This window comes from Nocardiopsis oceani (assembly GCF_054777395.1).
On sequence record NZ_BAAHAR010000064.1, the window covers coordinates 17,734 to 29,943 of the forward strand.

Annotated in this window: 9 protein-coding genes; 5 read left to right on the plus strand and 4 right to left on the minus strand. The window is 68.6% G+C overall.

Translation table 11 applies throughout. The features are described from left to right. Positions 1–83 precede the first annotated feature (83 nt). Positions 84–872, plus strand: coding sequence for a polyphosphate polymerase domain-containing protein (locus ACYVDG_RS29590; protein ID WP_460761868.1), 789 nt, complete (start codon positions 84–86; stop codon positions 870–872). A 144-nt stretch (positions 873–1,016) separates the two neighbouring features. On the opposite strand, the gene ACYVDG_RS29595 is transcribed toward ACYVDG_RS29590, so the two are convergent. The 3 genes from ACYVDG_RS29595 to ACYVDG_RS29605 all read right to left on the minus strand — a co-directional run bounded on the left by ACYVDG_RS29595 (position 1,017) and on the right by ACYVDG_RS29605 (position 5,280). Further along, positions 1,017–2,021 (minus strand): pectate lyase family protein, encoded by a 1,005-nt coding sequence (locus tag ACYVDG_RS29595; protein WP_460761873.1) that lies wholly within the window; start codon positions 2,019–2,021, stop codon positions 1,017–1,019. A gap of 215 nt (positions 2,022–2,236) precedes the next feature. Continuing rightward, positions 2,237–4,186, minus strand: a complete 1,950-nt coding sequence (locus ACYVDG_RS29600; RefSeq protein ID WP_460761909.1) for a heavy metal translocating P-type ATPase — start codon at positions 4,184–4,186, stop codon at positions 2,237–2,239. 338 nt (positions 4,187–4,524) lie between these two features. Further along, positions 4,525–5,280 carry a phosphatase PAP2 family protein gene (locus ACYVDG_RS29605; protein ID WP_460761913.1) on the minus strand — a complete coding sequence of 252 codons (756 nt, stop codon included), beginning with the start codon at positions 5,278–5,280 and terminating at the stop codon, positions 4,525–4,527. A 730-nt stretch (positions 5,281–6,010) separates the two neighbouring features. Between ACYVDG_RS29605 and ACYVDG_RS29610 the strand changes: the two genes are divergently transcribed. The 4 genes from ACYVDG_RS29610 (at position 6,011) to ACYVDG_RS29625 (ending at position 10,604) form a co-directional block, all read left to right on the plus strand. Continuing rightward, positions 6,011–6,688, plus strand: a complete 678-nt coding sequence (locus tag ACYVDG_RS29610; RefSeq protein WP_460761879.1) for a GntR family transcriptional regulator — start codon at positions 6,011–6,013, stop codon at positions 6,686–6,688. A gap of 470 nt (positions 6,689–7,158) precedes the next feature. Next, a complete protein-coding gene (gene pdhA, locus ACYVDG_RS29615) occupies positions 7,159–8,262 on the plus strand; it encodes a pyruvate dehydrogenase (acetyl-transferring) E1 component subunit alpha (RefSeq protein ID WP_460761884.1) in 1,104 nt (367 codons plus the stop codon). 15 nt (positions 8,263–8,277) lie between these two features. Further along, positions 8,278–9,291: an alpha-ketoacid dehydrogenase subunit beta gene (locus tag ACYVDG_RS29620; RefSeq protein ID WP_460761887.1), complete on the plus strand. Its 1,014-nt coding sequence runs from the start codon at positions 8,278–8,280 to the stop codon at positions 9,289–9,291. Between the two features lie 11 nt (positions 9,292–9,302). Then, on the plus strand, positions 9,303–10,604 hold the full coding sequence (locus ACYVDG_RS29625; protein WP_460761891.1) for a dihydrolipoamide acetyltransferase family protein: 1,302 nt from the start codon (positions 9,303–9,305) through the stop codon (positions 10,602–10,604). Between the two features lie 827 nt (positions 10,605–11,431). On the opposite strand, the gene ACYVDG_RS29630 is transcribed toward ACYVDG_RS29625, so the two are convergent. Then, positions 11,432–12,210 (minus strand): HNH endonuclease signature motif containing protein (locus ACYVDG_RS29630; protein ID WP_460761897.1); only part of this gene is annotated, 779 nt, incomplete at its 5' end.

Genomic DNA, 12,210 nt, shown 5'->3' on the forward strand with positions numbered 1-12,210 from the left:
CGACCGACGCCACCAGACCCGACGCCCGCCCACCGGACACAGACGCACCCGTTGGCCCGCCGGGGTTGGCGCACCTGCCTTCCGTGTCCCTCGCGGAAGTCAACGAGCGCGCCGCCCTGGTGACCCGCACCTGCCGCAAGTACCTGGTCCCCACCGAGCTGATGTCCGCCCTGTTCGCCGGGGCCGAGGAGCGGTTCGCGGTGATGGAGATCGGGGGCCGGACCTCCTTCCTGTACTCGTCCACCTACCTGGATACCCCCGAACTGCGGACCTTCCACGACCACCGCCAGGGGCGGCGGCTCCGCTACAAGGTGCGGACCCGCACCTACGTGGACACGGACACGAGGATGTTCGAGGTGAAGCTGAAGGGCGCGCGCGGAATCACCGACAAAGTGCGCGTTGAGCTGCCGATGAGCGCCCCCGCCGACCGGCTGACTCCGGCGACCCGGAGCTTCCTCGACCGTGCGCTGGGCCGCTGCCGCCTGAACCCTCCGGACGTTCTGACGCCCTCCGCGGTGACCGACTACCACCGCACCACCGTGGTGGACCTCTCCGGGGAAGAGCGGGTCACCATCGACCACAACCTGGTCGGGTACCGGGGCGGCTGGGCCGTGCAGATGCGGCCGGACACGATGCTCTTGGAGATCAAGACCAAGGGCGGGCTGACCGGCACGGAACGGCGACTGCACGAGCTTGGGATCCGCGAGGCCCGGTTCAGCAAGTACGCGGCGGCCCTAGCCGCGCTCGAACCCGCCCTGCGCGGCAACAAGTGGCACCGTGCGATGGGCCACTGCCTGGACCACCCCGCCCCTGTGTCCGCGCGCGAGGACCACTCCCGCCTTCGAGCGGACACGGGTTGGGGCAGTGAGTGACCAGGTGTTTCACGTGAAACCTTCGGCGCCTCTCCCAGAGCAGGGGGCGCCCCGGGAAGCAGAGTGGCCGCCGCCTCGTAACCGGTCGAGGCGGCGGCCTTCGTCACGAGCCCTCTCCCGCTACAAGAGGGAGTCCGCGACCCTCTAGATGTTGCCAGGCCCGGCGCCGGAAGTCACGACGTCGGGGATGTCCTCCGCCGGATCCAGGGTGTAGTCGTAGGGGATCGACTCCACAGTGCCGCCGACCTCGGGTTCACCGGAATCGTCGTAGACGTTGTCGCTCTCCTCGATCGCGCCGTCGTCGGAGTCGGCGTACCCGGTGTGCGTGGGGTTGTCGACGCCCTCGAAGTAGTTGCCCTCGACGAGCACACCGGCGTCCATCGTGGAGGCGACGCCGTACTCCTCGTTGTCCCGGTAGTAGTTGTTGTAGACGTGCACGGGGTTGCCGAAGCGGACCCGCGGGTGGCGGGTGTCGGTGCCGTCGAAGTAGTTGTGGTGGTAGGTCACCCGGAGGTAGCCCTCGTCGTCGGTGTGGCCATCGTCGTGCCCGACGATGGACGTCTTGTCGTGGTCGAAGAAGTGGTTCCAGGAGACGGTGATGAAGTCCGCCTCCCGCTTGATGTCGACGGCCCCGTCGTAGCCGTTGGTGAAGCTGTTGTGGTCGACCCAGACGTTGGTGGCGCCCTCTTCGACATTGACGGCGTCGTCGTCCCAGTCGGCGAAGGCGATGTTGCGGATGATGACGTTGCTGACGTCGCTCACGTTCAGACCGCCGCCGGTGATCTCGGCACCGTCCTGGCCGACGACCGTGGTGTCCGACGAGACGTTGTTCATACCGGAGATCTCGATCGAGCCGCTGACCTCGATGACCTGCGGTCCATCCGCCTCGAGGGCGTCGAGGAGTTCGTCGCCGCTGCTGACGGTGACGGTGTCGCCTTCGGCGCCGCCGGTGGTACCGCCGTTCTCACCGGCCCAGCCGGACGGGGCGTCCTGGAGCGGCGCGGAGTCCCCGTCGGTGGAGACGGTATCCGCGGGAGACTGTCCGTCCGGCACTGCGAGGAGGCCGAGGGCCAGTGCTCCGGCGCCGGCTCCGGCCGCGATGAGGACGACCGCCGGGGAACCGGTGCGCCGAGTTCGTGTGGTGCGCATGTTAACGCTCACTCCTTGATGTGGGGGGTGGTCGGCCACACCTTTGTGGCCGCGGGGCCGGGCACTATCCCGGAGGCAGAACAGCCGACCCCTGACACTGGAAAGCGCTTACCATTGCAGGGACGATATGCACCGTCACCACACGTGTCAACACCCCCAATTCACCCAACTTCCGAACCCCAGGCCACTGCCGCCCCGGGGCCCGGATTCCGGGTTCAGTCGGCGGGGCGCAGGTCCAGGCCCCTCAGGACTTGGGCGTTGAGCGCGACAATGATGGTCGACAGGCTCATCAGCACGGCGCCCACCGCCGGGGCGAGGACGATGCCGATCGGGGCCAGCACCCCGGCGGCCAGCGGGACCGCCGCGATGTTGTAGCCGGCGGCCCACACCAGGTTCTGGAGCATCTTGCGGTACCCGGACTTGGACAGCCTGCGCACCGACACCACGCCGCGCGGATCGTCCGAGGCCAGCACCACGCCCGCGGACTCGATCGCCACGTCGGTGCCGGCACCGATCGCGATACCCACGTCCGCCCTGGCCAGTGCCGGTGCGTCGTTGACCCCGTCGCCGACCATGGCGACCCGGTGGCCGCGCTCCTGCAGATCACGGACCACGGCATCCTTCTGGTCCGGCAGGACCTGCGCGAACACCTCGTCCAGGCCCAGCTTCCCGGCGACCGCGTCGGCCACGTTGCGGGCGTCACCGGTGACCATCGCCACCCGGATGCCCTGATCGTGGAGCTGGCGGACGGCCGAGGCCGACTCGGGCCGGACCTCGTCGGCCAGCGCCACGGCGCCGACCACCGCGCCGTCAGCCACCACGTGGAGGACGGTCGCCCCTTGGTCCCGCCAAGGACGCGTGCGCTCGACCAGCTCCGCGGGTTCGGCGGCACCGAGCCAGTCCAGCAGCGAGGGTCCGCCCACGTACGCGTTCATGCCGTCCACGGAGGCCCGGACGCCGCGACCGGTGAGTGACTGGAAGTCCGTGGCCGCGGGCACGGGAGCCGACTGCCCGGCGGCTCGGACGATCGCCTTGGCCAGCGGGTGCTCGGAGTCCGCCTCTACCGCTCCGGCCAGCGCCAGGACCCGTTCCGTACTCTGCCCGTGGACGACCGCGGTGTCGGTGACCGCCGGGGCGCCCTTGGTCAGGGTTCCGGTCTTGTCGAAGAGGACCGTGTCCACCAGCCGGGTGCGCTCCAAGGCCAAGCGGTCCTTGACCAGGATGCCGTTGCGCGCGGACAGGGTCGTGGAGATCGCGATGACCAGCGGGATGGCCAGCCCCAGCGCGTGGGGGCAGGCGATGACCAGGACGGTGACGGTTCTCTCGACCGCCTGGCTCGAGTCCCCGAGGAGCAGGCCCCAGACCACGGAGGTGATGGCGGCTGCGGACAGGGCGAACCAGAAGAGCAGCGCCGCAGCCCGGTCGGCCAGTGCCTGCGAACGCGACTTGGACTCCTGTGCCTCGCTGACCAGGCGCTGGATCCCGGCGAGGGTGGTGTCGTCGCCCACCGCGTCCACCCGGACCCGGACCGCTGAGTCGGTGGCGACGGTCCCGGCGACCACCCGGTCGCCCTCGTCACGGGTGACCGTGCGGGACTCACCGGTGATCATCGATTCGTCCACGGCAGCACGCCCCCGGACGACGGTGCCGTCGGCGGAGACCCGGCCTCCGGAGCGGACCAGGACGGTGTCCCCGGCGCGCAGTTCGGCTACGGGCACCTCCTCGACCTCCCCCGAAGGGCCGACGCGTTCCGCCCGGTCCGGCAGCAGGGCGGCGAGGGCTTCCAGGGCACCGGACGCCTGCCCGAGGGCGCGCATTTCCAACCAGTGGCCGAGGAGCATCACCACGACCAGGAGGACGAGCTCCCACCAGAAGTCGAGTTGCATGCCCACCACACCGAAGGTGGCCAGCAGGCTGGAACCGAAGGCGACCGTGATCGCCATCGCGACCAGGGTCATCATGCCGGGCTTGCGATCGCGCAGTTCGGCGGGAACCCCGGCGAGGAAGGGCCAGCCGCCGTACAGGTAGACGACCGTGCCCAGGACCGGCGGCACCCAGGCGAGGGCTTCGGGCACGTCGTAACCGAGCCACCCGGCGATCATGTGGCTGGTGAACACCACGGGAACGCTCAGGAGGAGGCTCCACCAGAACCGGGTGCGGAACACCGCGGCGTGGCCACCGTGGCCCCCGTGAGCCCCATGGCCCCCGTGATCCGCGTGGTCCCCGTGATCCGCGTGGTCCCCGTGATCCGCGTGGTCCCCGTGTTCGTCCTCGCCGTGCCCTCCGCCGGCCCCGGCCGGATCGGAACCGTGCTGACCTGTGCGCATGTTGATCCCCCTCCACTTCCGAAAATACCCATGCCGGGTATCTGACCGGCGGATGCCTGCCATGTCCGCGCGCCCTTGGAACATGTATACCCCCTGGGGGTATTTCAGGCAAGGCCTCAGACGCGAAGAACGCCCGTCGAGATGCTCGACGGGCGTTCTTTTCAGGTTCGGTGGTTCTAGGTCTTGACCTCGGATCCTCGGCCGTACCAGGGCCACCACTGGACGGTGTGACCGTGCGGGATCATCCGGTCCAGGCGGATCGTGAGCCTGAGCGCGAACCCGCCCGCGATCATCCCGGCCACCAGGTCCGTGAACCAGTGGAAGTGCAAGTAGATCGAGACGGTCGACTGCAGGATCGCGATGGCCACGATCGTGTAGGCCAGCCGCCTGATGATGTGTGGTCGCGCAGCGCCGAACCTGATGATCAGGAACAGCACCAGCCCGTAGATGAGGATCGCGTTGGCTCCGTGGCCGGAGGGGAAGGCCACGTTGCCCGCACCGGAGAAGAAGTCCGGGTCGAAGTTCTTGGCGTGGCCCCGGTTGAACAGCAGCTTCATCACGGAGACCATCGACATCATCCCGAAGACGCCGCCCGCCCCCAGGATGATCGGTCTCCAGCTCCGGTGCCAGTAGGCCAGCTGCAACGTGGTCACGCCCAGGACCGGAAGCGCGACGTAACGGGACGCGACGTTGTCCGGCCAGTAGATGAGCGGCACGCGCAGCGTGTCCCAGTAGGGCCGGGTGAACTCGTTCAGGAAGTTGTCGACCGGGTGCAGCGGGCCGGCCGCCAGCATCGTCATGACGATCAGCGCCACGAAGAGCATGATCGCGATCCGGTCCGATGCGAGACCCCACGCGATCTCGCTCACACTCGGCCACTTGATCGCGCGCACGACCGGTGGCCCCGGTGCGTACTCCTTGGCACGCACCACGGGAATGGGGCCACTGTAGGGGCCGGGTTCGGGCTTGCGCCGCTCCGGCTCCTGTGGCGTCTGTCTGGACCTCGAGCGCCGGGTCCGGGAAGAATGCGTCATGTGCTCAGTGCTGTCTCACACGTTGTGGGCTTGCCTGTGGCACTGCTGAGGCGTGGGGGGACGGGCTAGCCGCGGTTGTTGGGACTGTTCCTGGCCCCTCGGGGCCGACACCGGGTGGCTTGTCGGGGCTGTGTCCCCGCACTCGGTTCGACGGTCGATCCTTCGGACTGGTTCACGCTGGCCGTGACCGGTCGCCGTGCAGGATCGACATCCGGGAAACGGAACTGGTCGACGGTGGCGTCTGCGTTGGCGGTCTGTGACCGCGTCTGTTGTTGTCTCAGCGCGGGTCAGTGCGCTGCAGTTGGCCCATCACCGTGACGTGGATAACGCCCCGTACGGCTTTGGGTGGCTTGTTGCCAACATGCGAGCCTACCCGGACACTCCCCCTTATGAGTGGTATGCCCAGTCAAGTGTGACTCTTCCACCTCGGACTTTGCCGGAAGCCGCTCCAGCGAGTCCTTCTGATACAGCCGTGCGCGACCGGTTCGTGAGGCTTCCGTTAGCCGTTCGAGGCCGGCCGTCCGGCCGACCCGCGCATGTGTGGCAGTCTTCAAGGAGCTTGTCAGAAGTTGGAGCATGTCGCCCCGTGTGCTGGTCGCGCACGGGTCGAGAAACGGAAGGGCCCTGGATGGTCGACCTCCCACAGTTGCCGGATGACCCCTCTAAGTTGGCCCGCGAGCCACTGAGGGAGCAGATCCGGCAGGTACTGGTCGAGGGCCTCCTGTCCGGGCGCTGGCAGCCCGGCGAGCGCATCGTGGAGCGCAGGGTCGCGACGGAGCTCAACGTCAGCCAGGCGCCGGTCCGCGAGGCTCTGCGCGAACTGGAGACTCTGCGCCTCATCGAGACGGTGCCGAACAAGGGAGCCAGGGTCAGGGCCTTCGGTGTCCAGGACATGGCGGAGATCTACCCCGTGCGCGCCGGTCTAGAGCTGGTGGCCGCGCAGTTGGCCGCGCCCCGCCTGGAAACCGACCCCTCGCGTCTGGAGCGCGAGGTGGAGGCCCTGCACCGCGCCACGGCCCAGGGCGACGTCACCGAGCAGATCCGGCACAGCGTGGAGTTCCACCGGGAGGTCGTCCGCGCCGCGGACAACAGTGTGCTTCTGCACACGTGGGAGTCGCTGGGTGTCGAGGTGTGGACGGCTCTGTCCGTGCGCTGGCTCAACATGGAGCTGCACGCCAAGGCCGCCGATCACCAGCAGATCACGCGGGCCTTCCGCGAGGGGGATCCGGCGGTCGGCCAGATGCTCAGCGACCACGTCATGAACTACGTCGAGGCCGCGCTCAAGACACACGAGGGCGGCAACTAAGGGCAGCAACCAGCGGCGGCCAGCCGAGTTCCCCGGCTACACCTGGGCCTATGCACCAAATATCGGGCATCTGGCCTAAAGTTGTATTGATCGATCATCGATCAGACCGTAGAGTGTGCGCGACGCACGTCACATCCGCGCACACCCCCTGGTGGTTCGGGGTCGTTCATCCGGCCGGTGAACGAACCCGGACGGCCTCTCGGCTGATGCTTACGGCACTCCAGACCGGGAAGCAATGCCGTCAAGGGTTTCAGCGCGACAACTGCACACGCGACCCGACTCGCTTCGCGTCCGCAACCGGGCCCAGCCACGGCACGACCGGACGCGCCCCGAACAGCCACGGTGTCGCCGCCGATGAGCCCGGCGGCGGCACACGCCCGGAGCACGCCCGACAGCGGGTTCCGGGTCGGCCACGCCATCCGGCCCACAGGCCGGAAGGGCAGGCCTTCTCGCACGTAGAAAGGCACAACATGGCTGACACGGCCAAGCCGAAGGGCGGCAGCGCCCGGTCCTCCGGGTCCCGGCGCCGAAGCCGCAAGGACAACACGGGTCTCGGCAACGAGAAGCCGGACACCCTCCTCGACTACTACCGCCAGATGCTCTTCATCCGCCGCTTCGAAGAGCGCACCGGACAGGCCTACACCCAGGCCCGCATCGGCGGTTACTGCCACCTCAACCTCGGCGAGGAAGCCACCGTCGTCGGTCTGATGACCGCCCTCCAGCAGCGCGACTACCTGTTCACGAACTACCGTGACCACGGGTACGCGATCGGCAAGGGCATGGACCCCAAGAACGTCATGGCCGAGCTCTACGGGCGCGTGGACGGCGTCGCCAAGGGCTGGGGCGGCTCCATGCACATGTACGACACCGAGACCCGCATGCTCGGCGGCTACGGCATCGTCGGCGGGCAGCTCCCGCTGGCCACCGGCGCCGCGCTCGCCGTCTCCTACCGCGGCGGCGACGAGGTCGTCATGTGCCAGATGGGCGACGGCACCACCAACATCGGCGCCTGGCACGAGTCCCTCAACATCGCCAAGCTGTGGAACCTGCCGATCGTCTTCGTGGTGATCAACAACTTCACCGGCATGGGCACCACCGTGGACATGTCCTCCGCCGAGCCCGAGCTGTACAAGCGCGGCTCCGCCTTCCGCATCGAGGGCGAGCGCGTGGACGGCCGCGACGTCCTGGCCGTCCGCGACACCGCCACCAAGCTGATCGAGCGCGCCCGCGAAGAGCAGACGCCGTTCCTCCTGGAGGCGTGGAGCTACCGGATGAAGGGCCACTCTGTGGTCGACCCGGCCAAGTACCGCACGCAGGAGCAGAAGGACGAGGCCCGCGCCGAGGAGAACGACCCGCTCACGATCTTCGGTGCCCAGCTGACCAAGGCCGGCATCCTCACCGACGACCTGCGGGACGAGATCGCCGCCTCGGTCAAGGCCGAGGTCGCCGAGGCCGCGGACTTCGCCGAGAACAGCCCGAAGCCGGACGTGTCGACGCTGTTCGACTACACGTACGCCTCCCCGGTGGCCAACGAGTCGCGGCGCATGCCCGCCGACCCGGTGTTCGCAGAGTAGAGAAGGAACGAGCACATGTCTGTGATCACATACCGCCAGGCTCTGCGGGACACCCTGCGCGCCGAGATGGTGCGCGACGACGACGTCCTCGTGATCGGCGAGGAGATCGGTGTCTTCGAGGGCTCCTACAAGATCACCGAGGGCCTCCTCAAGGAGTTCGGCCCGCGGCGCGTCAAGGACACTCCGATCGCCGAGGAAGGCTTCGTCGGCGCGGCCGTCGGCGCCGCCATGCTGGGCCTACGCCCGGTCGTCGAGCTGATGACGATCAACTTCTCCCTGATCGCCATCGACCAGATCATCAACCACGCCGCCAAGATCTACGGCATGTTCGGCGGCCAGACCAGCGTTCCCATGGTCATCCGCACGCCCGGCGGCGGTGGCCAGCAGCTCGGTGCGACGCACTCGCAGAACATCGAGCTGTTCTACTCCTTCATCCCCGGCCTCAAGGTGATGGCTCCCAGCACCCCGGCCGAGGCCTCCTCGATGCTGCGCGCGGCGATCCGCGACGACGACCCGGTCCTGTTCCTGGAGAACCTGGGTCTGTACAACACCAAGGGCGAGGTCCCTGAGGACTACGCCCAGGCGGAGAACGACAACGTCGCCACCATCGGCCGCGCGGGCGTGAGCCGTGAGGGCTCCGACATCACCCTGATCGGTTACTCCCGGATGGCCACGGTCGCGAACCAGGTCGCCGAGAAGCTGGCCGAAGAGGACATCAGCGTCGAGGTCGTGGACCTGCGCAGCCTGCGTCCCCTCGACCGCCAGACCTTCGTGGACTCGGTCAAGAAGACCGGTGCCGCGGTGATCTGCGAGGACGACTGGCTCACCTACGGGATCGGCGCGGAGATCGCCGCCTCGATCCAGGAGGGGGCCTTCGACTACCTGGACGCCCCCGTCCGCCGGGTGGCCATGGCCGAGGTGCCCATGCCCTACGCCAAGCCGCTGGAGACCGCCGCCCTGCCGTCGGTCGAGTCGATCAGCACCGCGATCAAGGAGACCCTGAGCGCCGTCGGCAAACGGGTCGGGTAGAGGGAGTTTCAATGAGCGAGATCCACATGCCGCGCCTCTCCGACACCATGGAGGAAGGCGTCATCTCCACCTGGGTCAAGAAGGTGGGGGACAAGGTCGCCTCCGGTGACGTGCTGGTCGAGATCGAGACCGACAAGGCCGTCATGGAGTACGAGGCCTACGAGGACGGTTACCTGGTCAAGCAGAACGTGTCCGAGGGCGACACCGTGCCGATCGGCGAGGTCATCGGCCTGATCGGCGACTCCCCGGACGCAGTTCCCGAGGAGTCGGGTGCCCCCGCGGCCCCGGCCGCCGAGAAGACCGAGGAGCCGAAGCCGGAAGAGCCAGAGCAGGAGGCTCCCGAGCAGGAGGCTAAGGCCGAGGAGCCCGCCCCCTCCCCCGCGAGCGGCGGCGACGGTCCCGCCGAGCGTCCCCGTACCTCTCCGCTGGCCCGTCGGCTGGCCAAGGAGTACGGCCTGGACATCACGAAGATCAAGGGTTCGGGTCCCAAGGGCCGGATCGTGCGCGCCGACATCGAGGCCGCCGCCAAGGACGGTTCCGCGGCCGAGTCCGCTCCGGCGCCCGACACGAGCGCCCCGGCCGAGTCCGCACCGGCGCCCGCCGCGCAGTCCTTCGACGACGGCCGCGACTCCGAAGAGCTCAAGACCAGCAATGTGCGCAAGGTGATCGCGCGCCGTCTGACCGAGAGCAAGCAGACGGTCCCGCACTTCTACCTGCGCCGCACGATCGACGCCGAGGCCCTCAAGGCCTTCCGCGGCCAGATCAACGAGCAGCTGGCCAGCACGGGCGAGAAGGTCAGCTTCAACGACCTGATCGTGAAGGGCTGTGCCACCGCGCTGAAGCTGCACCCGGCGGTCAACACCTCCTGGGTGAACGACAACCTGGTCCAGCACAACCGGATCAACGTCGGCGTGGCCGTCGCCGTGGACGCCGGGCTGGTCGTGCCGGTGCTGCACGACACCGACAAGGCGACGCTGACCGACATCTCCTCGCGCACGCGTGAGATGGCGGGCAAGGCCCGGGACAACAAGCTCAAGCCGCAGGAGATGAGCGGTGGCACGTTCAGCGTGTCCAACCTGGGCATGTTCGGTATCGACAGCTTCTCCGCGGTGATCAACCCGCCGGAGGCCGCCATCCTCGCGGTCGGCGCGATGCGCCAGGAGCCCGTGGTCGTCGACGGCGAGGTGTCGGTGCGCAACCGCATCGCCCTGGAGCTGTCGGTGGACCACCGCGCGGTCGACGGTGCCGTGGGTGCCGCTTTCCTGAAGGAGCTCGCGGAGATCCTCGAGGAGCCCATGCGGATCATCCTGTAGTGCCCCTGCTGTGAAACCAGGCGTGTGACACCAGGCGTGTGACACCAGGCGTGTGACACCACCTTTGTGACGCCCCGGCCGGAGCTGTTGCCGGCCGGGGCGTTCTGTGCCCCCGGGCACCGTCCACAGCCTGTGGACAGAGTTGCCGAACCTCCGCCGCAGGCGACATCCACGGCCTCCCTCCGCCGCAGGCGACATCCACGACCGACAGACCGGGCACCTGCTCTTCCCCGGATCGGAGATGACATCCCTGCTCACCGCGTCCCGCACCGACCAGGTCTAAGCCCCCACATCGTTGTTTGGGGCGCTCCTCGTCGGGCTGCAGTCTTCGGGCAGTCGGGGTTGCTCCGTTGGGGTGCCTGCTCTTCGGGTGCTCGGGGTTCCCGCTCCGGGTTGGGGTTCCCTCCTTTCCCGCCGCCCGATTGTTGCCGTCTCCGCTACGCGCCTCAAGGTCGACGCCATCGAGCGCTTCGCGCGTCATTGGCGCTCCACCTTGACCCGCTTCGCTACGACGGCGGGTTGGCGGCTATCGGGAAAGGGGGACGGGTGGTTGAGGTCTGAGCGGTCCCGGCCTTCGGCCGGGTAACCCCGGTCGGCCTGGGGGCCGATGCCTGCCACGCCGCCGGAGCGTTGACGGGTCGGGTGTCGCGGCCGGTCATGGTGTGCGGCGGACCCCGAACAGCGCGGCCTGCGGCCGGGTGGGCCCCTGCGCCGGAGCACACCGGTTAAGGGTGTCGCGGCCGGTCAATGTGCGCGGCGAACCCCTCAGGAGGGCTCCAGGGCATCGGGGCGTGGGGGCGTGGGCCGGTAGGGCCTTGGCGAGCGGGTTACCGCTCCTCAGATGTCGGGATGGGCGTGGAGGCTGGGTCGGGGTCCCCGTCCGGGTCCTTACCCTCCCCCTTGTTGGTACTTCCCCGGTTGCGGTGGGAGGGGCGGCCCTGCCAGACGGACTGCTCCGGATTGGTCTCCCGGCGATACTTCAACCGGTTGTGGTCCGAGCACAGCGGCTGAATATTGTCCGCGCTCGTGGACCCGCCGGCCGAGAAGCTCCTCTTGTGATCGGCCTCCGAGTCGCTGGCCGGGGTGTTGCACCCCTGGTACCAGGCGCAGGTGGTGTGACCGAACATCCCCGCATCCCGCAGAGCACCCGTGGCGTTGCGCTGGGTGCGGCCCACGTCCAACACCCGGTCGCCCTTGGGGGAGGTGATCATCCGGCGCAGCACACTGTTGGGGGCCAGGGCACGGATCGCGGCCATGGAGACCACCTGCCCATCCTGCGTGGTGGCCGGACCCGCACCCCCGGCCTCGCCTTGGAGGCCGAGGAAGGTGGGCAGGGGCACCATGATGTTGATCATCGCCACCGCAGCACGCTTGCGACCCGTGCCGCCCTTGCCCTCCCCAGCACCCTGGGCACCCTCAGCGTCCCCGCTGTTCTCGGCGCCCTCTGCGCCCTCGTTCCCGGTGGGGTGGGAGGCGGACCGGACCAGGTTCATGAACGCGTCATACATCCGCTCCGAAGCCGACACGTGCAGCCTCTCGGGGTCATAGTCCACCTCGTGGGCCTTGAGCTCACGCTGGATCTCCTCGGCGTGCTCACCAGGACCCC